Below are 22,200 nucleotides of genomic sequence, written 5' to 3'. Positions count from 1 at the left end.
GGGCCAGCTTCCAGACGGCCATCAGGATCGGGAAGTTCCACGGGATGATCTGGCCGACGACGCCGAGTGGCTCGTGGAAGTGGTAGGCGACGGTGTCCTCGTCGATCTGGGACAGCGAACCCTCTTGTGCGCGAAGGGCTCCCGCGAAGTAGCGGAAGTGATCCACGGCCAGCGGGATGTCGGCGTTCAGCGTCTCGCGGACGGGCTTGCCGTTGTCCCACGACTCGGCGACGGCGATCGACTCGAGGTTCTCTTCGATGCGGTCGGCGATCTTGTTGAGGACGCCGGCGCGCTCGGCGGGCGAGGCCTTGCCCCAGGCCGGTGCGGCGGCGTGCGCGGCGTCCAGTGCCTTGTCGATGTCGGACTCGTCGGAGCGAGCGACCTCGCAGAACACCTTGCCGGTCACGGGCGTCGGGTTCTCGAAGTAGAGGCCCTTGGTCGGGGCCACCCACTCACCGCCGATGTAGTTGTCGTAGCGGGACTCAAAGGTCACTAACGAGCCTTCGGTACCGGGGCGCGCGTAAACGGTCATGGATTCCTCTCCTACACCAGGGCGACAAATGTGTCGGTCGTCACTCAAGGTAGGCGGCGGGGGGTTGCATCACCGTTGCACGGATGCACGCAACCCGGACCGGACGGGCTCAGGTACCGAGCTCGGAGTCCAGGCCTGCGAGGTGGCCATGCGCCTGGGCCCGGATGACCGACGTCGAATGGGAGCTGTCGCGGAGCAGCCGCCAGCCGTCACGGTCGTCGCGGCCCTCCGGTGACTCCAACCAGCGGCGCAGCAGCGGAAGGCTTCCCGTCGCCAGGACCGCGCCACGCAGGCTGGTAGTGAGTTCGGTCCGCAACCGGGCGATGGCGGGCGACACCGACTGGGGCAGCAGCGGCCCCGGATACAGATCGAACGCGGCGACGACGTCGGCCGCGGACAGGGCGTCGAACACTGCATCGACGTCGCTGGTGATGGGGGCCATCAGCCGGTACGGCCGGGAGGAGATGAACTCCGGGCCGATGACCCTGCGCAGCCGGGACATCTCGGCGCGGATGGTGACGACGTCGAGGTCCTTGTCGTCGAGCAGCATTGCGAGGTGGTCGGCGCTGAGACCCTCGGGGTGGCGGCTGAGCAGGACGAGGATGTCGGCGTGCCTGCCGGTAAGGATGGCCCGGTGCAGGTGCCCGCGGTCATCGGTCACGTGCCACTGCGGGCGGTCGGCGCCAAGGACCTGGAGCCGCGGCAGCGCGACGGGTGTCTCGGCGGGCATCGGATCCATCAGCCGCACCAGCGCGAGATGATTCTCGACGGCCACCACCGTCGCGCGCACCAGCGCCAGTGTCTGCGGTGAGGAGACCTCGGGGCCGCCGGTGAGGTCGATCGCACCGATCAGTGCTCCGGTGCCAGGATCGTGCACCGGCACCGCCGTGCAACTCCACGGTTGAACGATGCGGGAAAAGTGTTCGCTGCCGCGGATCTGCAGCTCGGCGTCCAGCGCCAGTGCAGTGCCAGGCGCGTTGGTGCCTGCGCCGCGTTCACTCCAGTCGGCGCCGGGGACGAAGTTCATCGCCTCGGCCTTGCGGCAGGCGGTCTTGTCGCCCTCGACCCACAGCAGGGTGCCGTCGGCCGCGGAGATGGCGACCATGACGCCGGAGGACTCCGCGTCCTCGACGAGCAGCCGGCGGATCACCGGGAGCGCCGATGCCAGCGGGTGCGCCTCGCGCATCCTGGCGATGCTCTGGGCGAGGTCGGAGGATTGCGCGCCTCCGCGATCGGGGTCCACCCGGCTGGCCAGACTGCGTTGCCAGCTCTCGGCGACGATCCGGCGCAGCGGGATGGACTTCAGATAGCTGGCGTCGACTTCACCTGCCACGAACAGTTCGTGGACGGCGCGAAGTTCGGCCGCGGGCACACGGGTTTCGGCTCCAATCAACGACGCCCCACCCATCGCCCTGGATATACCCACCGACCATCACGCTCCTCGCATCGACGTACCGACGTCATGCGTGGCGCCACCATAACCCACCTTCGTGGCCCACGGACAGGGACTGGTGGCGCGGTCATCCATGCGTTCCGAGGTACCTATTTGGCTGCGCTGATGGCTTCGAAGACGCTGGGGTCGAGGAGGGTGGAGGTGTCGCCGAGTTCGCGGCCTTCGGCGACGTCGCGGAGGAGGCGTCGCATGATCTTGCCGCTGCGGGTTTTGGGGAGTTCGGGGACGACGTGGATTTCGCGGGGTCGGGCGATGGGGGAGATCTCCTTGGCCACCTCGGCGCGCAGTTCTTCGACCATGTTCTCGGCGCCGCCATGAGCTGACGCCTTGAGGATGACGAAGGCGCAGATGGCTTGGCCGGTGTGTTCGTCGGTGGCGCCGACGACGGCGGCTTCGGCGACTCCGGAGTGTCCGACGAGGGCGGATTCGACCTCGGCGGTGGAGATGCGGTGTCCGGAGATGTTCATGACGTCGTCGATGCGGCCGAGGACCCAGATCTCGCCGTCCTTGCCGTAGCGGGCACCGTCGCCGGCGAAGTACCAGCCCTGCTCGGCGAAGCGTGACCAGTAGGTGTCCTTGAAGCGTTCGAGGTCGCCCCAGATGCCGCGCAGCATCGACGGCCACGGCTTGTCGAGCACCAGGTAGCCGCTGGCTTGTTCGCCGTGGTCGGTGCCCGGCTCCAACTGGTTGCCGTCGTCGTCGACGATGATCGCGGAGATGCCCGGCAGCGGGGTCATGGCCGACCCCGGCTTGGTGTCGGTGACCCCGGGCAGCGGGGAGATCATGATGGCGCCGGTCTCGGTTTGCCACCAGGTGTCGACGATGGGGGTCTGGTCGGCGCCGAAGACGGTGCGGTACCAGCGCCACGCTTCGGGGTTGATGGGTTCGCCGACCGAGCCGAGCAGTCGCAGGCTCGACAGGTCGTGTTCGGCGGCGATCTGGCGGCCCAGCTTCATGAAGGTGCGCACCAGCGTCGGGGCCGTGTAGTAGATGGTGACGCCGTACTTTTCGATGATCTGGAAGTGGCGGTGCTCGGTGGGCGAGGCCGGGGTGCCCTCGTAGACGACTTGGGTGACGCCGTTGGAGAGCGGGCCGTAGACGATGTAGGTGTGGCCGGTGACCCAGCCGATGTCGGCGGTGCACCAGTAGACGTCGGTGTCGGGTTTGACGTCGAAGACGTTGAAGTGGGTGTACGACGACTGGGTGAGGTAGCCGCCGGTGGTGTGCAGGATGCCCTTGGGCTTGCCGGTGGTGCCGGAGGTGTAGAGCAGGAACAGGGGGTGTTCGGCGTCGAACGCTTCGGGGGTGTGTTCGGTGGAGGCGCCGTCGACGACGTCGTGCCACCACAGGTCGCGGCCCTCGGTCCACCCGACGTCGATGCCGGTGCGCTTGACGACGAGCACCTTCTCGACGGAGTCGGACGCCTCGACTGCTTCGTCGACGGCCTCCTTCAGGGAGGCGGCCTTGCCGCGGCGGTATTGGCCGTCGGTGGTGATGACCAATTTGGCCTCGGCGTCTTCGATGCGAGCCTTGAGCGCGGTCGCGGAGTATCCGGCGAAGACCACCGAGTGCATGGCGCCGAGGCGGGCGCAGGCCAGCATCGCCACGATCGCCTCGGGCACCATCGGCATGTAGATCGCGACGCGGTCGCCCGCGACGAGGCCGAGGTCGGTCAGGGCGTTGGCGGCCTTGGCGACCTCGTCCTTCAACTCGGCGTAGGTGATGGTGCGTTGGTCGTCGACCGGTTCGCCGACCCAGTGGATGGCGACGCGGTCGCCGTTGCCTGCTTCGACGTGGCGGTCGACGCAGTTGTAGGCCACGTTGAGCTGGCCGTCGGCGAACCATTTGGCGACCGGTGCCTGCGACCAGTCCAGGACCTCGGTGAACGGGGTCGCCCAGTGCAGTCGGTTGGCCTGCTCGGCCCAGAACGCCAGCCGGTCGGCCTCGGCCTGGTCGTAGAGCTCGGCCGTCGCGTTGGCCTGCTCCGCGAAACCCGGCGGCGGCGAATAAACGGACAGGACGTCGGTGTCGTGATCGGACATGCTTGTGAGCGTAGTCACCGTCCTTCGCTTCGACATTGGCAAGTCACAACGACGGCTGCGGACGGTGCCCGTCGCGCGCCGAACGAGCGGGTAGGCGGGTCCAACGGTCGACTAGCGTGTCCTGTCGTGGCTGCCCCGACCGACCCGCTCGCCCCCTTGGCGGAACTCCCCGGGGTGGCCGAAGCCGCCGACGAGGCCCGTGAGGCATTGGCGAAGGCGCACCGTCATCGCACGAACCGGCGGGGCTGGCCCGCGACCGCTGCCGAGGCAGCGATGCGCGCGGCGCGGGCGTCGTCCGTCTTGGACGGCGGGTCGCTCTCGATCAGTGCCGACGAAGATGCCGACCCCGTGCTGGCAGGTGCGCTTCGCGTCGCCGAGGCTCTCGAGGGCGGAGCCACGTCGCTGGTCGGGGTGTGGAAGCGGGCCCCGCTGCAGGCGATCGCCCGGCTTCACGCCCTGGCCGCCGCCGATCTGGCCGCCGACGACCGGCTGGGCCGGCCACGTGACGCGCCGGGTGTGGGGCGTCGGCTCGAGCTGTTGGCGGACGTCGTGACGACCACCCGCGTTCCTGCCCTGGTGGTGGCCGGGGTCGTGCACGGCGAGCTGCTGACGTTGGCACCCTTCGGAGTGGCCGACGGAGTGGTGGCGCGCGGGGTCTCGAGGTTGGCGACGATCGCCAGCGGTCTGGACACCCACGGTCTTGGGGTGCCGGAGATGTTCTGGATGCGCCAGTCGGGTGACTACCGTGCCGCCGCGCGCGGATTCGAGTCGGGTACGCCCGACGGGCTTGCGGCATGGTTCGTCAACGGCAGTCGCGCGATGGTGGCTGGCGCGCGGGAGGCGCTGACGATTGCCGAGGCGGCGGGGAAGTGACCGTCTAGCAAATGAAGCGGGCGACGCTCCGATTGAATCGGCTCGCCGCCCGCTAGCACGGAGCTCCGGTTACCAAGCGTGCTTTGTGGGCTGCGTGGGTGGCCTCGGCGTTCTTGGAGTGCGCTACGGCTGCTGACCCCACCCAAGGGGTCGGTGCTTGGCGTCCGCTATTCCCAATTACGCAGGCCCGCAACACTTTTACCATTATCGCGGTGTGTGCTCCGCGTGGGTGCCGGGTTCCGTGCTGGGATGCCTCACTCGGGAGGGCGGACCTTCTCTTCTGGTCCGACCTTGGCCTTGCTCGGCTTCCGTGACTCCTTTGTACTCCGTGACCGCGGTCACATCAAGTGTCAATCCGGCCAAGTCGTCGGATCGTTACTAACGGTCGCCAGCAATCCGGTGCGCGTGGTGGTGTCGACGGGTCAGAACAGGTAGCGACGCAACAGGGAGTAGGTCAGAGCGCCAGCCGCCAGCGCACTCGCGCCGACCGCGACCGACGTGGCGACGGCCGCCCCGGATGGCGCGCCGATGCGGTCCCTCAGCGACACGGCCCTGGAGAACACGAGCACCGGCCAGTCGCGGGTCGACGCCTCCTTGCGCAGGGCGCGATCGGGATTGACGACCGCGGGGTGGCCGACCGCCTCGAGCATCGGCAGGTCGGTGATGGAGTCCGAGTAGGCATAGCAGTGGTCGAGTGAATATCCCTCGCGGGCGGCGAGTTCCCGAATCGCCTCGACCTTGCCTTCGCCGTAGCAGTAGAAGGCGACGTCGCCGGTGTACTTGCCGTCTTCGACGACCATCCTGGTGGCCATCGCGTGGGTGGCGCCGAGGGCGCGGGCGATGGGAGCGACGATCTCCTCGCCGGACGCCGACACGACGACGACGTCGCGCCCGCAGAGTTTGTGGTCGGCAATGAGATTGGCGGCTTCGACGAAGACGAGGGGGTCGACGATGTCATGCAGTGTCTCGCCGACGATCGACTTCACCTGCTCGACGTTCCACCCGGTGCACATATTGGTGATGTACGAGCGCATCCGGTCCATCTGCTCGTGGTCGGCGCCCGACATGAGGAACAGGAACTGCGCGTAGGTCGACTTGAGCACCGCCTGGCGGTTAATCAGTCCTTCGTTGAAGAAGGGTTTGCTGAACGCCAGAGTGCTTGACTTCGCAATCACCGTCTTGTCGAGATCGAAGAACGCAGCCGTGCGAATCGGCGGATCGGTCGGGGGCCACGCAGGTGCCTCGGTCGCGTCGGCGGAGTCCGAACCGGATGCGGTCACGGATTCCAGCATATGCGTCGCGTGTTTCGGGCGAGTCTCCCGACGCCGGAGAAGTGGCAGTCTGCGTCACCTGTCTTGGGCTGTAATATTCCTGGTCACCGTGTGATTTCGGCCCCGACTCGGCGGGATCTCATGACTTGCGCTGCCGCGCATTGACATGTGTATAGTGATCATTACTCGGCTTATGCCGGGTGTGGATCAGCCCGACCCCCCGGGGCTGATACACGACGACCTCCGCCTCCTCCCCCCTGGCGGGGGTCGTCCCTTTTTCCGGGTAAGTCAAAAACTCATTTGCCAGATTTGCGGCACGGGGATTTCCAGTGTTTGCGCAGGTGGTATAGGCCAATTGGGCTATCCAGCGCGGTTTGGGCCATCCACAGACGCGGGTTCATCCACAGATTCCGCCGGGGGCATGGCGCCGCGTCGGACCCGCGCCCCACAGTGGCGGGGTGAGCACCAGCAAGCCCCCCACCGCGCCTCGAGTGCGCAACGACACCGGCATTCTGTGCCTGGTCGCCAATCCGGTGTTGCGCCGGGACGTCGACCGGGTCGCCGCCGCGGCGGGCGTGCACGTCGTTCACGCGGGCGAGCCGTCCAGCCGCAAGGTCTGGACCAGTGCGTCTGCCGTCGTCCTCGACCTCGACGGGGCCCGCCGCTGCGCCCGCCTCGACCTGCCGCGCCGGGACCGCGTGCTCGTCATCGGCCGCACGGCACCGGACGACGGCGAGTGGCAGTCCGTGATAGCCGTTGGTGCACAACGTGTTCTAACGCTGCCGGACGAGGAGTCCCAGCTCGTCGCCGAGCTGTCCGATGCCACCCAACGGCGTCCGGACGTCGATCGGCCAGGGTCCGTCATCGCCGTGATCGGTGGGCGTGGCGGCGCAGGGGCATCGGTGTTCGCAACTTCGCTCGCCCACGTCGCGACCGGTGCGCTGCTCCTGGACGTCGATCCGTGGAGCGGAGGGATCGACCTGACCCTTGGTGCCGAGGGCAGTCCGGGGCTTCGCTGGCCTGATGTGACGTTGGGGACGGGCCGAGTCGGTTACGAGGCACTCAGTGCGGCGCTGCCGTCCCGCCACGGCATCGCCGTGCTGTCCGCCGGACGCGCCGGGGGCGACGTCGATCCCCGCGCGCTCGATGCGGTGATCGACGGCGGCCGCCGGGGTGGGGCCACCATCGTCTGCGACCTTCCGCGACGCGTGACCGCCGCAGTGGAGGCCGCGCTGGACCTCGCGGATCTGGTCGCGCTCGTCACGCCGGCCGACGTGCGGTCGTGCGCGTCCACCGCCGCGATGACGCAATGGCTCGTCGACACCAACCCGAACGTGGGCCTCGTGGTGCGGGGACCCGCGCCAGGCGGACTCCGCTCGGCCGACGTCGCGCGCCTCACCGGCCTGCCGGTGCTTGCTGCGATGCGACCGCAGCCCGGATTGGCGGCCGAACTCGAGCGCCACGGCCTTCGCCCACGCCGCCGGTCACCGCTGGCGGCTGCGGCGCGGCGCGTCCTCGGGGTGCTGCACGCCCAACCTGCCCCCGCGCGGGAGCGGGAGGCGGCGTGAGTTCCTCACTCGTCGAGCGGGTCAGGGAACGACTCGCCGCAGAGTCAGCGCCGCTTCGGCCCAACGTGGTCGCGGCAGCGATACGCGCGGAATCCTCCGGAGTGCTTGGGGACGCAGACGTTCTGGCCAACCTGCACCTGCTGCAGACCGAACTGACAGGGGCGGGGATTCTCGAGCCGCTGCTGTGCGCCGAGGGAACCACTGACGTATTGGTCTCGGCGCCGGATGCGGTGTGGGTGGACGACGGAAGGGGCCTTCGGCGCAGCGCCGTCCGCTTCGCCGACGAAGCCGCGGTCCGCAGGCTGGCACAGCGGTTGGCGCTCGCGGCGGGCCGCAGGCTCGACGAGGCGCAGCCGTGGGTCGACGGGCAGCTCACCGGGCTGGGCGACGGTGGATTCACCGTCAGACTCCACGCCGTACTCCCACCGATTGCACCGGCGGGCACCTGCCTGTCCCTGCGCGTGCTGCGCCCCGCCACCCAGGACCTCGCCGCGTTGGCACGGTCGGGTGCGATCGCGAAGGACGCCGTACCGCTGGTCCGCGACGTCATCGCGGCCAGAATGGCGTTCCTCGTTTCCGGCGGCACCGGTGCAGGCAAGACCACCCTTCTCTCGGCGGCCCTCGGCGCCGTCGGGGTCGACGAGCGGATCGTGTGCGTCGAGGATGCGCCCGAGTTGGCCCCCGACCATCCGCATCTGGTCAACCTGGTAGCCCGCTACGCCAACGTGGAAGGGGCCGGCGCGGTCACGGTCCGCGACCTGGTGCGCCAGGCTCTGCGAATGCGCCCCGACCGCATCGTCGTCGGGGAGGTGCGCGGCGGCGAGGTAGTCGATCTGCTCGCCGCGCTGAATACCGGACACGACGGCGGCGCTGGCACGGTGCACGCCAACAGCCCCGCCGAAGTGCCCGCCCGGCTGGAGGCGCTCGCAGCGCTCGGCGGCCTGGATCGGGCCGCGTTGCACAGCCAGCTCGCAGCGGCGGTGCACGTGGTTCTGCACGTCGGCAGGGACGTCACGGGCAGGCGCAGGCTCGAGGAGATCGCGGTTCTGCACCGCGGCGGCGACGGGATGGTGGCGGCCATCAGTGCGTGGCGGGCGGATCGCGGGTGCGACTCCGGCATCACCTCGTTGCGGACGCTGCTGGCCGCCAGGGGGCGGCCGTGAGCGTCGCGGCGCTCGCGCTCGCCGCGGCGCTGCTCGTCGCACCTGGTCCGCCAACGCGTCGACTGGGCTTGCATCGGCCTTCTCGGCCGGCTGGCCGGCTGGTGGTGACGATCGCCGTCGGGGTGGGAGCGCTGAGTCTGGTTGCGCCGCCGACAGCGGTCGCCGCTGGCGCAATCGTCTTGGCGGCAGCCGTCACTCGACGCCGAGGCGCCGCTGCGCGGGCTCGCCGGGACGCCGAGGCGGTCGCGCTGCAGGGGGCGCTGGGCGTGCTGGTGGGCGAGCTGCGGGTGGGGGTCCATCCCGTCGTCGCGTTCGAGACCGCCGCGGCCGAGGTCGACGGCCCCACCGCGCTCGCGCTGCGGGCGGTCGCGGCCCGCGCGCGACTGGGCGCGGACGTCGCCGCGGGTTTGCTCGCGGTGGCGAGACAGTCCGGGCTGCCCGGCCACTGGGAGCGCCTGTCGGTGTACTGGAGGCTGGCGCAGACACAGGGCCTGGCGATCGTCGCCCTGATGCGGACGGCGCAGAACGACATCGTGGAGCGGGAGCGGTTCGCGTCGCGCGTCATGGCGGCCACGGCGGGTGCGCGCGCCACCGCGGCGATACTCGCTGGACTCCCGATCCTCGGGGTGGGGATGGGGCACCTCATCGGTGCCGACCCGGTGCGGTTCTTGTTGTTCGACCGCGTCGGTGGCTGGCTCTTGCTCATTGGCGTCGCGCTGGCCTGCGCCGGCCTCTGCTGGTCCGATCGAATAGTCGCTGGGGTGCTGAAATGATCTGGTCGGCGGTGCTTCTCGCGATGGCGCTGCTCGTATCCGGGCAGCGATCGGACAGGCGTCTGCCGAGGCGTGCGCAACCGGGTGCGGCAGCGATCGACAAGGGCCGCGACGGGTCCGACGATCCGCTGGCCGTCGCGTCGGCGCTCGACGTGTTCGGTGCGTGCCTGTCGTCGGGGATGGCGGTGGCGAGTGCCGCGTGTGCCACCGCGCCGACGGCACCCAGGTCACTGGCCGTCGTCCTCGAACGCGCCGGGCAGTTGTTGGCGTTGGGCGCGGATGCGGAAACGGCGTGGTCGCACCCTGCGGACGCGCACGACGACCACGTCGAGACCCTGTGCCGACTGGCCAGGCGATCCGCCGCGTCGGGTACCGCACTGGCGCAAGCGGTCCGCGAACTCGCCGACCAGTCCAGACAAGACGCGGCCGACGCGGCGAAGGGTGCCGCCGAACGCGCGTCGGTCCTCATCGCAGGCCCGCTCGGGCTGTGCTACCTGCCCGCGTTCGTCTGTCTGGGCCTGGTGCCCGTGGTCGTGGGTTTGGCAGGCGACGTTTTGCGGTCGGGGGTGTGGTGAACGCATTCGGGTTTGCCCGTGGGTTGGCTGCGGGCGCGGAGAGAACGGGGAACGGCGATGACGAAGGGCGGGGCAGTGAGCAGCTGGCAAGAGGGCAGCGGGAAAGCGAGCCGCGGAAAAGTGAGCGGCGTGGGCCATGGCGATGGCGATGGCGATGGGATGGCGGAGCGGCTCCTTCGCCGAGCGCAGGCGCGGTTGACGGTGGTGGTCACCGACGAATCGGGCATGTCGACGGTGGAGTATGCCATCGGGACCGTCGCGGCAGCGGCCTTCGGAGCCATCCTCTACACCGTGGTCACGGGCGACTCGATCGTCAGCGCGCTCACCAACATCATCAGCAGGGCGCTCAACACGAACGTGTGACTCGGGCGAGCAGGCGCACCGGCTTCCGCTCGGACTCGGGCAGCGTCACGGTCGAGGCGGCGTTCGCCGTCGCGTCGCTCGCCGTCGTGCTGGTGCTGTGCGCGGGCGGACTGAGCGCGGTCGGAATGCAGGTGCGCTGCGTCGACTCGTCGCGCGAGGCGGCGCGACTGGCGGCGCGCGGTGACCAGGGTGCCGCGTCGGACGCGGCTCGCCGAGTGGGGCCGGCCGGTGCGGTGTTGGACTTGAGTCGCGACGGTCCGTTCGTGGTGGCGCGGGTCAGCGCCGCCACCATGATGCCCGGTCTGACCGTCGCGGCGGAGTCGGTGGCGATGATGGAGCCCGGTGTCTGAGCGCGGCTCGGCCAGCATCGTGGCAGCGGCGATGCTGACCGTGCTCGTCATGATGACGGCGGTCGGAGCGGCCGTCGGTTCGGCCCTGGTCGCCAGGCATCGGGCGCAAGCCGCCGCCGACCTCGCCGCACTGGCCGCGGCGGGGAGCGTGGCGGCTGGTCGGCAAACGGCCTGCGATTCGGCTTCCTCGGTAGCAGAGGCGATGAAGGCCACCGTCGCCGAGTGCACGCTTGAAGACCTCGACGTGGTGGTGGCCGTGGACGTGCCAATCTCGTTGGGGCGATGGGGAATTCAGGTGGCTCGGGGTGCCGCGCGAGCCGGGCCCGCAGAAGGGGGGTGAGGTGAGGCCAGCCGCGGTCCGACCGGCCAGCCGCGGTCCGACCGGCCGCCCCGCCTACGTGCGCGCTGCCCTCTCGGAACGTGCGACCGCCTCGCGCGGCAGGTGGACCAACTCGTCGTCGGTGGGTAGCCGCAAGGACAGCAGTCCTGCGTAGAGATCGTCGCCGATCTCGACGCGGCGCACGGTGACGTGAATCGGTGTCCAGCCGCCGTCGACCGCCCGCAGGCGCAGTACCCCCGACGCCTCCCCCGAGTCGAAGTCGATTGTCATGGATGCCATTTCGGGCCCGTCGTCGGGATGCACCAGTGAGTCGCCATCGGCCGTGGCATGCCAGTCGTAGAACGGGCACGGCTCGTCGAGCCACTTCAACAGCGTCCACGTCTGCAGGTCGACCAGTGCCCGATGCACGCCAGGCTGGGCCAGCCCGTTGATGATCCGTTGGCCCAGGTCGTTAGGCGGCGTCGATTCGTCCCGGACGCTCCGCCAGTTCATGGCCCGGCAGATCAGTGCGTCGTGCCCACTGTCGTCGGGCTCGACGAGCACGCGGGCGACGAACCCGACGGTGATGGGCTTGCCCCGATGGTCGGCGATGTCCCACGTGCTGCAGAAGGTGCGACCCGCCTCCGGTTTGATGGCGACGGCGAGAACCTTGGCCTCGTCGGGGTGTAGGTCGCGGGTCGGAAGGTCCTCGGCGAACGCGCGGCCATGCGTCCTTTCGGCGGCGGGATCGCGACCGCTGTTCAACAGCGACTCCGGCGTGTCCGTGGCAACCCCGTTGGTGAGGTCCCACTTCAACGGCCCTGGCACCTGGCGCTCCGGCGGGTCCGCGTCCAGCGGGCCGATCCAGACGTGCACGCCGTGAATGCGCCCGTCGGTCATCTGCACCACCTCGGTGCGAATCACGCGGTCGTGCTTCGGGGTGAGGCTGCTCAGCGCCTTCCCCGCGTGCACGGTCTCGCCGATCGCGGTCTGGATCGCCATCAGATTGGGGTTGCGGCCCAGGAAAGCGCTGATGGGGACGAGATTGTGGGTTTGCAGGCCGTGCGCGACGACGGCGGGTTCGGCACCGAGGGTCTCCACGAGGAGCCAGTCGGGTGTCATGGCTGCATCCTACCGTCGGCTGACGGAGCGTCCGGTGCGACGAAATTAGTCGTGAGCTGGGCTATCGGCGTGATCTTGAACTGCCGTAGGGGGACCGGCGAGGTGCGACGCCCATGCTCAGAGGCATTCTGCGACCGTGCCGCGGGCGACCGGATCTGGCAACGGATCGCGTCGTGCGACCGTTTGCCGTCACGCTCCGTGTCTCGCCAACTCGCCGAGCACCAGTCGCAGCACCCGCACCGCCCCGGCCTTGTCCAGCGGATCGTTGCCGTTGCCGCACTTGGGCGACTGGACGCACGACGGACATCCCATCGGACATTCGCATGCCTCGATCGCCGCCGCCGTCGCGCCCCACCAGGTGCTCAGCTGACGGAAGCCCCGATCGGCGAAACCTGCGCCGCCGGGATGGCCGTCGTAGACGAAGATCGTCGGCGTGCCCGTCTCCGGGCCGACGGCCGTGGACACGCCGCCGATGTCACCCCGATCGCAGCTGGCGACCAGCGGCAGCAAGCCGATGGCCGCGTGCTCGGCGGCGTGCAGCGAGCCGGGGACGCGGACGTCGTCGATTCCGTTGTCCTGCAACACCTCGGGCTCGAAGACGCACATCACCGCCACCGTCTCCAGGGTTTGGGTCGGCATGTCGAGTTCGACGAAGTCGATCACCTCGCCATTGAGTCTGCGGCGCAGATAGCCGATCACCGTGTGGCTCACCGAAACTGGCACCACGCCGACGGTCACCTGCCCGAAAGTTCGCCGCTCACCCTGGCCGGTGACCGTGATGTCGGTGAGCTCCCTGGCCGAGGTCGAATAGCCGGGGTCGTCCGGCCGGACGAAGGCAATGCCCTCCTCGAAGTCGAGTGAGTCGACGACGTAGCTCTCACCCTGATGCAGGTACACGGCCCCGGGATGCACCGACGAAGGAGCCTGGCCAGCGCCGGTACTGCCGAGCATCCGACCCGTGCCGGTCTCCAGGATCGCGATCTGGCCACCGGAGGAGCCCCGGATGTCGACGGCGGGATGGGGATCCACACCGGGCGTGGGGAAGTAGCCGGATGGGCGACGCCGCAGCAGGCCGTCGTCGACGAGCGCCTTGGCCACCGTCTCGGCGTTCCATACCCGCACCTCGGCGTCGGTCAGTGGCAGCTCGGCGGCAGCGCAAAGCAACTGCGGGCCAAGGACGTACGGGTTGGTCGGATCGATGACGACGCGTTCGATCGGCTTGTCGAGCAGCGCGGCCGGGTGGTGCACCAGGAAGGTGTCGAGCGGGTCGTCGCGGGCGATCAGCACGATCAGTGCGCTCTGCCCGCGTCGACCCGCGCGCCCGGCCTGCTGCCAGAACGAGGTGACCGTGCCTGGGAATCCCGCCAACACCACCGCGTCCAGGCCTGCGATGTCGACCCCCAACTCCAACGCGTTGGTGGTGGCGAGTCCGCGGAGCTCGCCGTCGGTCAGGGCACGCTCGAGTGCCCGCCGGTCCTCGGCGAGGTACCCGGCGCGGTAGGACGCGACGAGGTCGACGAGCTCGGGCGCGACGGTTTCCAGTCGGGCGCGCGCCCCGAGTGCCGTGAGCTCGGCACCGCGCCGGGACCGGACGAACGTCAGCGTTCTGGCGCCTTCTGTCATCAGGTCGGCCATCACCCGCGCGGCTTCCGCCCCCGCCGACCGCCGCACCGGAGCGCCGTTCTCTCCAACGACGTCGTCGCGCAGCGCCGGTTCCCACAGAGCCACCGTGCGGCCGCCCTGCGGCGAGCCGTCGTCGGTCACCTCGGTCACGGTGTGCCCCAGCAACTCCGACGCCGTCGCCCCGGGAGCCGACGTCGTCGCACTTGCGAAGATCACGGTCGGACCGGTCCCGCCGCCCGGCGCGTAGCGCTCGCACAGCCGGACCAGGCGGCGCAGCACCATCGCGACGTTGGAACCGAACATGCCGCGGTAGTAGTGGCATTCGTCGACGACGACGAACTTCAGATTCCGAAGGAACACCGCCCAGCGCGCGTGGTTGCGCAGCATCGACAGGTGGATCATGTCGGGATTGGAGAAGATCCACCGCGAGTTCTCGCGGGCGAATCTGCGCGCGTCCTGTGAGCTGTCGCCGTCATAGGGACCAGGGGCGACGTCGGAGAGCCGCTCGACGGCGCCCACCAGCGATTGGGCGGCGCGGAGCTGATCGTGACCGAGTGCCTTCGTCGGCGAGAGATATAGCGCCCGTGCGCGCCGATCCGACGCCATCGTCGACAGGATCGGCAGCTGGTAGGCCAGCGACTTGCCTGACGCGGTGCCAGTGCTGAGCACGACGTGGCGCCCCGAGTGGGCGAGGTCGGCGGCGGCGACCTGATGGGACCACGGCGCGGTGATGCCGCGGTCGGTGAAGGCGCGCACGACGTCGGGATCGGCCCACGACGGCCACGCCGCCTGCCGGGCCTGCCGGGATGCCAGGTCCGAGACGTGGCGCAGGGGGTGCTCGTCGGGATCGGTGCCGTCGACGGCGCAGGCGAGCAGCTCGCGACCGAAGTCGGATGACCGGCCGGGCACCGCTTCAGACACTGTCCATCCTCCCGGTATCGGGCGCAGGCGCCGCGCGAAGAGCAGGCGTTCAGCACTGCGTTAATTGTCGATTACAGCGATCGCGGCGACTCTGTCGCGGGGCCGTTCTACATGATTGACTATGCCTGGTCGCAGCTCCTGCGCTCGTGTGTCTGCACTCGCGGGGAACGTCGTTTGCGGTCGATCGGAACGGGCCCGGAATCACCGGAAGTCGGTGGGCCGCACCCGAGGAGATATAGAAGGAACACGCAGAAATGCCTCAGGGAACGGTGAAGTGGTTCAACCCGGAGAAGGGTTTCGGATTCATCGAGCAGGAGAACGGCTCGGGTGATGTATTCGTCCACTACAAGCAGATTCAGTCCAACGGGTTCCGCACCTTGGAAGAGAAGCAGAAGGTCGAGTTCGAGATCGAGCAAAGCCCCAAGGGACCGCAAGCGGTGAGCGTCCGCGTGGTTTGAGCCCGGGGCTTGGGCCGGAGGCTCCCACCGATCACCCCGGCGTCGTCCGCTGACGGGCGGCCAGGCAGCGTCGTAGCCGCGAGCGCAGGGAACTTCAACCCTGGGACGTGCGGCACGGTGTCACGTTCGGGATGCCTGGCTGGCCTAGTGTCGGATTGGTGAGCCAGCTGTCCTTCTTCTCGGCTGAGTCGGTGCCGCCCGCGGTCGCCGACCTGACCGGGATCCTGGCTGCGCCGGGTCAGGTGGTCGTGGTCGGCAGTGGCGCTGGGCGGGCGGCGCGGCTGTCGGTCGTGGTCGACCGGGTGTGGCGCGCGGAGGCACTGGCCGAGATGATCGCCGAGGCCGGTCTGCAGCCCGAGATCGGGCACACCGACGAGAACACCCCCCTGGTTCGGACCGCGCCCGACCCCCGGTTGACGGGCATCGCGGCGAGTTGGACGCGTGGCGCGGTCAAGACGGTGCCGCCGCAGTGGTTGCCCGGTCCGCGGGAGTTGCGGGCATGGACCCTGGCGGCGGGGAGCCCGGAAGCCGACCGATACCTGTTGGGATTGGATCCGCACGCGCCGGACACGCATTCCGCACTCGCGTCGGCGATGATGCGGATTGGAATTGCACCCACCTTGATCGGCACTCGCGGGGCCCGTCCTGCGTTGCGAATAAGTGGCCGAAGGAGGCTATCGCGCCTGGTAGAGAACGTGGGGGAGCCGCCGGGTGATACTGAGGCATTCGAGCAATGGCCACGCATTTAACCGGTTCCACTCGGGAAGCCGGTTTGCGTACGCTCGCGCGGGGTGCGAAATTGTCAGTTGCCATGGGCGCCCAAGACCGCTGAATCGGTCGTCGGACGCCGATTGGCAGCACAGAAGTGGAGCGTAAACAGAGTTGGCTGACCAGGACGGTGGCAGCGGCAACGGTCGAATTCGGCGACTCGTCATAGTCGAGTCGCCCACCAAGGCGCGCAAAATCGCGGGCTACCTGGGCTCCAGCTACATCGTCGAGTCGTCGCGTGGACACATCCGCGACCTGCCGAGGGCCGCGGCCGACGTGCCCGCGAAGTACAAGTCCGAGCCGTGGGCCCGCCTCGGCGTGAACGTCGACGCCGACTTCGAGCCGCTCTACATCATCAGCCCCGAGAAGAAGAGCACCGTCTCCGAGCTCAAGGCGCTGCTCAAGGACGTCGACGAGCTGTATCTGGCGACGGACGGTGACCGCGAGGGCGAGGCCATCGCGTGGCACCTGCTGGAGACGCTCAAGCCGCAAATCCCCGTCAAGCGGATGGTGTTCCACGAGATCACCGAGGCCGCGATCCAGGCGGCCGCGAACGACCCGCGTGACCTCGACATCGATCTCGTCGACGCGCAGGAGACCCGCCGCATCCTCGACCGTCTCTACGGCTACGAAGTCAGCCCCGTGCTGTGGAAGAAGGTCGCGCCGAAGCTGTCGGCTGGCCGCGTGCAGTCGGTGGCGACCAGGATCATCGTGCAACGGGAGCGCGAACGCATGGCGTTCCGCAGCGCCGGCTACTGGGACGTCACCGCCGAGCTCGACGCCAGCGTGTCGGACCCGCAGGCCTCGCCGCCCAAGTTCACGGCCAAGCTCAGCACCGTCGACGGCAGGCGGGTGGCGAGCGGCCGTGACTTCGATTCGCTCGGCGCAGTGCGCAAGCCCGACGAGGTCCTGGTTCTCGACGAAGCGGCCGCGAGCGGACTTGCCTCAGGACTGCGGGGCGCCCAGCTCAGCGTGGCGTCGGTGGAGCAGAAGCCGTACACGCGCCGTCCGTATGCGCCGTTCATGACCTCGACGCTGCAGCAGGAGGCGGGTCGCAAGCTGCGGTTCTCGTCGGAGCGCACGATGAGCATCGCGCAGCGCCTGTACGAGAACGGCTACATCACCTATATGCGTACCGACTCGACGACGCTGTCCGAGACGGCGATCAATGCGGCCCGCAACCAGGCCAGGCAGCTCTATGGCGAGGAGTACGTCCATCCGACGGCCCGCCAGTACACCCGCAAGGTCAAGAACGCCCAGGAGGCGCACGAGGCCATCAGGCCGTCGGGTGACGTGTTCCAGACGCCTGGCCAGCTGCACTCGGCGTTGGACAACGACGAGTTCCGGCTCTACGAGCTGATCTGGCAGCGCACGGTGGCCTCGCAGATGGCCGACGCGCGCGGTACCACGCTGAGTCTGCGCATCGCGGGAGCGGCGACGTCCGGCGAGCAGGTCGTGTTCAACTCCAGCGGCCGCACGATCACCTTCGCCGGCTTCCTGAAGGCCTACGTCGAGAGTCTCGACGAGCAGGCCGGCGGCGAGGCCGACGACGCCGAGAGCCGGCTGCCGAACCTGACCCAGGGACAGCGGGTCGACGCCTCCGATCTGACCGCCGACGGGCACACCACCAGCCCGCCCGCGCGCTACACCGAGGCGTCGTTGATCAAGTCGCTCGAAGAGTTGGGGATCGGACGACCGTCGACGTACTCGTCGATCATCAAGACGATTCAGGATCGTGGCTACGTCCACAAGAAGGGCAGCGCGCTGGTCCCGTCGTGGGTGGCGTTCGCCGTCATCGGACTCCTCGAGCAGCACTTCGGCCGCCTCGTCGACTACGACTTCACCGCGGCCATGGAGGACGAGCTCGACGAGATCGCCTCGGGCAACGAGCGAAGGACCAACTGGCTCAACAACTTCTACTTCGGCGGCGAGCACGGCGTCGACGGTTCGATCGCCCGCGCGGGCGGTCTCAAGAAGCTCGTCGGCGGCAACCTCGAAGAGATCGATGCGCGAGAAGTCAACTCCATCAAGCTGTTCGAGGACGACCAGGGGCGGACGATCAACGTCCGCGTCGGTCGCAACGGCCCGTACCTGGAACGCATGGTCACCGGCGATGACGGCGAGCCGACCCCTCAGCGCGCGAACCTCAAGGACGAGCTGACCCCCGACGAGCTCACCCTCGAGCTGGCCGAGAAGCTTTTCTCCACACCGCAGGAGGGGCGTTCGCTGGGCGTCGATCCGGAGTCCGGGCACGAGATCGTGGCCAAGGACGGGCGGTACGGGCCGTACGTCACCGAGGTGCTTCCCGCGCCACCAGACGATCCCGACGATGGCGCGCCCGCGAAGAAGGGCAAGAAGCCGCCGACCGGGCCGAAGCCGCGGACCGGTTCGCTGCTGCGGTCGATGGATCTGGAGACGGTGACGCTCGAGGATGCGTTGCGGCTGCTGTCGCTGCCCCGCGTGGTCGGCGTCGACCCCGCCAACAACGAGGAGATCACCGCGCAGAACGGGCGCTACGGCCCATATTTGAAGCGTGGCACCGACTCTCGCTCGTTGGCCAATGAGGAGCAGATGTTCACCATCACCCTCGACGAGGCGTTGAAGATCTACTCCGAGCCCAAGCGTCGGGGTAGGCAGGGCGCGGCGACGCCGCCGCTGCGCGAGCTCGGCAGCGACCCGGTCTCGGAGAAGCCGATGGTGATCAAGGACGGTCGCTTCGGGCCGTACGTCACCGACGGTGAGACCAACGCGAGCCTGCGCAAGGGCGACGACGTCATGTCGATCACCGATGCGCGAGCCTCCGAGCTGCTTGCCGACCGCCGGGCCCGCGGCCCTGTGAAGAAGAAGGCTCCCGCCAAGACGGCTGCGAAGAAGACCGCGGCGAAGAAGGCTCCCGCGAAGAAGGCCGCTGCCAAGAAGGCCGCCGCGAAGAAGGCTTAGCGCTGCACCTGGCTCGGAACATCGCTTGCCACCGCAAGATTCAGCGGTCGGGCCAATTGGGTGGGGGCCAGCCTGCCGCGCAGCTCGACGATCTCGCCGACGTCCCAGCACAGCGCTTCGGCGTCGAGCGCACCACTGACTGCGATTGCCGACGCCAGCACGTGGCCTCGTTCGAGCTTGGCCAGCTCGGTGAGGCGGGCGGCCTCGTTGACGGGGTCTCCGATCACGGTGTACTCGAAGCGGGCCTGGGCGCCGATGTGGCCGGCGATGGCGCGCCCGGCCGAAACTCCGATGCCGAAGTCGGTCTGGCCCAACACTTCCAGGAGCCCGTCGTGCAGTTCGCGGGATGCGGCCAGCGCTCCGCCCGAGGCGTCCGGGTGTTCGATGGGGGCGCCGAAGATGGCCAGCGCCGCGTCGCCCTGGAACTTGTTGACGAACCCGCCGTGGCGGTTGACGGTGTCGACGATGACCCGAAAGAACTCGTTGAGCAGACTCACGACCTCGGCTGCGGGCCGGGTGGAGGCCAGCTGGGTGGAGCCGACGAGGTCGACGAACAGGACTGCCACGTCGCGTTCCTGGCCGCCGAGTTCGGTGCCGCGTTCCAGGGCCCGGCGGGCGACGTCCTCACCGACGTAGCGGCCGAACAGGTCGCGCAGGCGTTGCCGCTCGGCCAGGTCGCGGACCATGTCGTTGAAGCCGGCCTGCAGCAGGCCCAGTTCGCTGGCGTCGTAGATCTGCATGTGCGCGTTGTAGTTGCCGCGCTGCACTTCGCCAAGCGCCCAGCGTAATTGGCGAAGGGGGTCGGCGATCGACATGGCGACCAACACCGTGCCCGCAAGGCCGATGACCAGGGCGGCGATCGCGAGCAGCAGCAGAGGGGTGTTGAGCCGCTCGGCGGGCGCGGTGAGGATCTCGAACTTGCTGGCCACCAGCGCCAGCACGATGGCGAGGACGGGCACGCCGGTCGACAGCACCCAGGTGAGTACCTGGCGCTGGATCACCCCCGGCGCGCGGAAGCCCTCCGGCACGCCGCCGCGGAGCGCAGCGACCGCGACGGGCCGCAGCACCCGTTCGGACTGTAGGTAGCCGATGATGGCCGTTGCGGTGGCGCCGAGCGCGGTGGCGACCGCGACCACGGGTGCCGAGTGACTGGCCACCGGCCAGCTGGCGACGATGAACACCACCGAGCCGAGGAACCAGTTGGAGACGCTGATCACCGACCGGTAGTAGGGCATGCGCAGGGCGCGAACCCTGGCCAGTTCCGTGACGGCGGGGTCGGTGGCGCCCAGCAGGGAGTCGCGCCGCTGCCAGCGGATGATGGGGATCAGCAGTCTCAGGCTGAGCCAGGCGGCGACGGTGAAGGAGATGAACAGATAGCCAAGGAAGATCGCCAGGTTGAATGCGGGCAGGTCCTGCAGCTGAATGCGGTCTTCGGACGGTAGCCCGAAGCGCAGGAAGCCCAGCACGAACAGGGCGCCGATGATGTCGGCCTGCAGCATGCCGAGGGTGAAGACCGGCCACGGCGTGCGCGCCACCCATCGGACGAATGCGGTGATTCGCCCAATCGGTATCGCCTGCGTGGTCACGAGACAACCGTATCGGTCCGAGCGAGCCAGCCGGGCGCTGCACGTCAGCGGCCTGGACGGAGTGTCGCAGGTGAGCACTAGGGTTGCTCTCGATGAGCGGTGTTTTCTCGCGTCTGGTCGGTCAGGACGCCGTCGAAGCCGAGTTGGTGGCCGCTGCGCGCGCCGCGCGCGGTGATGCGGCTCACAATCCGCTGGCCGGGGGGGCGGGTGGCGGCGTGATGACGCATGCGTGGCTCATCACGGGACCGCCGGGCTCGGGTCGGTCCATCGCCGCGCTGTGCTTCGCTGCGGCCCTGCAGTGCACCTCTGACGGCGTTCCGGGCTGTGGCGAGTGCCGGGCCTGCACCACCACGATGGCGGGCACCCACGGCGACGTGCGGCGGATCATCCCGGAGGGGTTGTCGATCAGCGTGCGGGACATGCGCGACATCGTTCAGACCGCGGCCCGCAGGCCGGGGACGGGCCGGTGGCAGGTCGTGATCATCGAGGACGCCGACCGCCTCGGTGAGCGGGCCGCCAATGCACTCTTGAAGGCCGTCGAGGAGCCGCCGCCGTCGACGGTGTTCCTGCTGTGCGCGCCGTCGAACGACCCCGAGGACATCTCGATTACGCTGCGGTCCCGCTGTCGGCACGTGGCGTTGGTGACACCGTCGCTGGACTCCATCGCCAAGGTCCTCGTCGAGTCCGACGGCATCTCGGAGGCCGAGGCCACGTGGGCGGCTTCGGTCAGCGGCGGGCACGTCGGCCGCGCGCGGCGGCTGGCCACCGACGGGGATGCCCGGCAGCGCAGGGAACGTGCGCTCGGCCTGGCCCGCGACGCGGCGACGCCTGCCAGGGCCTACGCCGCGGCGGAGGAATTGGTGGCCACCGCTGAGGCCGAGGCCAAGGCGCTGACCGCCGATCGCAACGAGGCCGAGACCGAGGAGCTGCGCACCGCCCTCGGCGCGGGTGGCACCGGCAAGGGTGCGGCCGGCGCCCTGCGTGGTTCGGCAGGCGCGCTCAACGAGCTTGAGAAACGGCAGAAGTCGCGTCAGACCCGTACGTCTCGCGACTCGCTGGACCGCGCCCTCATCGACCTGGCGACCTACTTCCGCGACGCCCTCCTGGTGTCCGCGGGGGCGGGCGCCGTCCAGGCCAACCATCCCGACATGGCCGACAAGGTGGCGTCGATGGCGGGGCACGTGCCGCCCGATCGGCTGCTGCGCTGCATCGAGGCGGTCCTTGAGTGCCGCGAGGCGTTGGCAGTGAACGTCAAGCCGAAGTTCGCCGTCGACGCCATGGTCGCAACGGTGGGTCAGGCGCTGCGGGGATGATTGGTTCCGGCGGGCAGGAGCGGAGCGACCCGGGGATTCGTTTTGGGCGCGCGACGGGTGCTCACGTAGACTCGTTCCGCCCAGCCGGGACGTGTCCCGCGCGGCGTGCCGCCTTAGCTCAGTCGGTAGAGCGTCTCACTCGTAATGAGAAGGTCCCGGGTTCGATTCCCGGAGGCGGCCCCACCTG

The 22,200-nt window shown here is 69.2% G+C and carries 19 protein-coding genes and 1 tRNA gene; 13 read left to right on the top strand and 7 right to left on the bottom strand.

The features are described from left to right. The 3 genes from ABW137_RS29980 to acs all read right to left on the bottom strand — a co-directional run. Positions 1 to 532, bottom strand: a 532-nt coding sequence (locus tag ABW137_RS29980; protein WP_526405555.1) for an aldehyde dehydrogenase family protein, incomplete at its 3' end; no start/stop codon positions are given. 109 nt (positions 533 to 641) lie between these two features. Beyond that, on the bottom strand, positions 642 to 1,940 hold the full coding sequence (locus tag ABW137_RS29975; RefSeq protein WP_526405562.1) for a helix-turn-helix domain-containing protein: 1,299 nt from the start codon (positions 1,938 to 1,940) through the stop codon (positions 642 to 644). Positions 1,941 to 2,074: 134 nt separating this feature from the next. After that, positions 2,075 to 4,027: an acetate--CoA ligase gene (gene acs / locus ABW137_RS29970; protein ID WP_526405553.1), complete on the bottom strand. Its 1,953-nt coding sequence runs from the start codon at positions 4,025 to 4,027 to the stop codon at positions 2,075 to 2,077. A gap of 126 nt (positions 4,028 to 4,153) precedes the next feature. On the opposite strand from acs, the gene ABW137_RS29965 reads away from it, so the two are divergent. After that, positions 4,154 to 4,900 (top strand): oxidoreductase, encoded by a 747-nt coding sequence (locus ABW137_RS29965; protein WP_526405551.1) that lies wholly within the window; start codon positions 4,154 to 4,156, stop codon positions 4,898 to 4,900. A gap of 422 nt (positions 4,901 to 5,322) precedes the next feature. Here ABW137_RS29965 and ABW137_RS29960 read toward each other — a convergent pair whose 3' ends face one another. After that, a complete protein-coding gene (locus tag ABW137_RS29960) occupies positions 5,323 to 6,192 on the bottom strand; it encodes an HAD-IB family hydrolase (protein ID WP_526405549.1) in 870 nt (289 codons plus the stop codon). A 437-nt stretch (positions 6,193 to 6,629) separates the two neighbouring features. On the opposite strand from ABW137_RS29960, the gene ssd reads away from it, so the two are divergent. The 7 genes from ssd to ABW137_RS29925 all read left to right on the top strand — a co-directional run bounded on the left by ssd (position 6,630) and on the right by ABW137_RS29925 (position 11,303). After that, entirely contained in the window at positions 6,630 to 7,739 is a 1,110-nt protein-coding gene (gene ssd, locus ABW137_RS29955) for a septum site-determining protein Ssd (protein WP_526405547.1), read from the top strand. Continuing rightward, entirely contained in the window at positions 7,736 to 8,902 is a 1,167-nt protein-coding gene (locus ABW137_RS29950; RefSeq protein ID WP_526405545.1) for a TadA family conjugal transfer-associated ATPase, read from the top strand. The genes ssd and ABW137_RS29950 overlap by 4 nt, the downstream gene beginning before the upstream one ends. Further along, positions 8,899 to 9,675: a type II secretion system F family protein gene (locus ABW137_RS29945; RefSeq protein WP_526405543.1), complete on the top strand. Its 777-nt coding sequence runs from the start codon at positions 8,899 to 8,901 to the stop codon at positions 9,673 to 9,675. The genes ABW137_RS29950 and ABW137_RS29945 overlap by 4 nt, the downstream gene beginning before the upstream one ends. Continuing rightward, entirely contained in the window at positions 9,672 to 10,250 is a 579-nt protein-coding gene (locus ABW137_RS29940) for a type II secretion system F family protein (protein WP_526405541.1), read from the top strand. Before ABW137_RS29945 ends, ABW137_RS29940 begins: the two co-directional genes overlap by 4 nt. Before the next feature lie 159 nt (positions 10,251 to 10,409). Beyond that, positions 10,410 to 10,613, top strand: a complete 204-nt coding sequence (locus ABW137_RS29935; protein WP_526405539.1) for a DUF4244 domain-containing protein — start codon at positions 10,410 to 10,412, stop codon at positions 10,611 to 10,613. Further along, on the top strand, positions 10,610 to 10,963 hold the full coding sequence (locus ABW137_RS29930; RefSeq protein WP_526405537.1) for a TadE family type IV pilus minor pilin: 354 nt from the start codon (positions 10,610 to 10,612) through the stop codon (positions 10,961 to 10,963). Before ABW137_RS29935 ends, ABW137_RS29930 begins: the two co-directional genes overlap by 4 nt. A gap of 31 nt (positions 10,964 to 10,994) precedes the next feature. Further along, entirely contained in the window at positions 10,995 to 11,303 is a 309-nt protein-coding gene (locus ABW137_RS29925; RefSeq protein WP_526405561.1) for an Rv3654c family TadE-like protein, read from the top strand. A 54-nt stretch (positions 11,304 to 11,357) separates the two neighbouring features. Here ABW137_RS29925 and ABW137_RS29920 read toward each other — a convergent pair whose 3' ends face one another. Then, positions 11,358 to 12,404 carry a PAS domain-containing protein gene (locus ABW137_RS29920; RefSeq protein ID WP_526405535.1) on the bottom strand — a complete coding sequence of 349 codons (1,047 nt, stop codon included), beginning with the start codon at positions 12,402 to 12,404 and terminating at the stop codon, positions 11,358 to 11,360. A gap of 189 nt (positions 12,405 to 12,593) precedes the next feature. Further along, the gene (gene sftH, locus ABW137_RS29915; protein ID WP_526405559.1) at positions 12,594 to 14,936 is read right to left on the bottom strand and encodes a DNA 3'-5' helicase SftH; all 2,343 of its coding nucleotides are present in this window, start codon (positions 14,934 to 14,936) and stop codon (positions 12,594 to 12,596) included. Positions 14,937 to 15,202: 266 nt separating this feature from the next. On the opposite strand from sftH, the gene ABW137_RS29910 reads away from it, so the two are divergent. The 3 genes from ABW137_RS29910 to topA all read left to right on the top strand — a co-directional run bounded on the left by ABW137_RS29910 (position 15,203) and on the right by topA (position 19,114). Then, the gene (locus ABW137_RS29910) at positions 15,203 to 15,406 is read left to right on the top strand and encodes a cold-shock protein (protein ID WP_526405533.1); all 204 of its coding nucleotides are present in this window, start codon (positions 15,203 to 15,205) and stop codon (positions 15,404 to 15,406) included. A 158-nt stretch (positions 15,407 to 15,564) separates the two neighbouring features. Then, positions 15,565 to 16,155, top strand: coding sequence for a hypothetical protein (locus tag ABW137_RS29905; RefSeq protein ID WP_526405531.1), 591 nt, complete (start codon positions 15,565 to 15,567; stop codon positions 16,153 to 16,155). Between the two features lie 133 nt (positions 16,156 to 16,288). After that, the gene (topA, locus tag ABW137_RS29900; protein WP_526405529.1) at positions 16,289 to 19,114 is read left to right on the top strand and encodes a type I DNA topoisomerase; all 2,826 of its coding nucleotides are present in this window, start codon (positions 16,289 to 16,291) and stop codon (positions 19,112 to 19,114) included. Here the strand turns inward: topA and ABW137_RS29895 are convergent. Then, positions 19,111 to 20,748 (bottom strand): adenylate/guanylate cyclase domain-containing protein, encoded by a 1,638-nt coding sequence (locus tag ABW137_RS29895; RefSeq protein ID WP_526405557.1) that lies wholly within the window; start codon positions 20,746 to 20,748, stop codon positions 19,111 to 19,113. The two genes, topA and ABW137_RS29895, sit on opposite strands and share 4 nt — an antisense overlap. Positions 20,749 to 20,792: 44 nt before the next feature. On the opposite strand from ABW137_RS29895, the gene ABW137_RS29890 reads away from it, so the two are divergent. After that, a complete protein-coding gene (locus tag ABW137_RS29890) occupies positions 20,793 to 22,013 on the top strand; it encodes a DNA polymerase III subunit delta' (protein ID WP_526405527.1) in 1,221 nt (406 codons plus the stop codon). A 107-nt stretch (positions 22,014 to 22,120) separates the two neighbouring features. Continuing rightward, positions 22,121 to 22,196: transfer RNA gene (locus tag ABW137_RS29885), tRNA-Thr, on the top strand. Positions 22,197 to 22,200: the final 4 nt, after the last annotated feature.

The organism is Mycobacterium sp. (genome assembly GCF_040509115.1).
Lineage (GTDB): Bacteria > Actinomycetota > Actinomycetes > Mycobacteriales > Mycobacteriaceae > Mycobacterium.
This window is presented reverse-complemented; position numbering and strand designations above follow the sequence as displayed.

What these genes read in the sequence shown, in the direction of transcription:
- ABW137_RS29920 (WP_526405535.1), bottom strand. Translation starts at nt 12,404, where the DNA reads ATGACACCCGACTGGCTCCTCGTGGAGACCCTCGGTGCCGAACCCGCC.
- ABW137_RS29975 (WP_526405562.1), bottom strand. Translation starts at nt 1,940, where the DNA reads ATGGGTGGGGCGTCGTTGATTGGAGCCGAAACCCGTGTGCCCGCGGCC.
- ABW137_RS29910 (WP_526405533.1), top strand. Translation starts at nt 15,203, where the DNA reads ATGCCTCAGGGAACGGTGAAGTGGTTCAACCCGGAGAAGGGTTTCGGA.
- ABW137_RS29890 (WP_526405527.1), top strand. Translation starts at nt 20,793, where the DNA reads ATGAGCGGTGTTTTCTCGCGTCTGGTCGGTCAGGACGCCGTCGAAGCC.
- ABW137_RS29960 (WP_526405549.1), bottom strand. Translation starts at nt 6,192, where the DNA reads ATGCTGGAATCCGTGACCGCATCCGGTTCGGACTCCGCCGACGCGACC.
- ABW137_RS29925 (WP_526405561.1), top strand. Translation starts at nt 10,995, where the DNA reads ATGCTGACCGTGCTCGTCATGATGACGGCGGTCGGAGCGGCCGTCGGT.
- ABW137_RS29940 (WP_526405541.1), top strand. Translation starts at nt 9,672, where the DNA reads ATGATCTGGTCGGCGGTGCTTCTCGCGATGGCGCTGCTCGTATCCGGG.
- acs (WP_526405553.1), bottom strand. Translation starts at nt 4,027, where the DNA reads ATGTCCGATCACGACACCGACGTCCTGTCCGTTTATTCGCCGCCGCCG.
- ABW137_RS29935 (WP_526405539.1), top strand. Translation starts at nt 10,410, where the DNA reads ATGGCGGAGCGGCTCCTTCGCCGAGCGCAGGCGCGGTTGACGGTGGTG.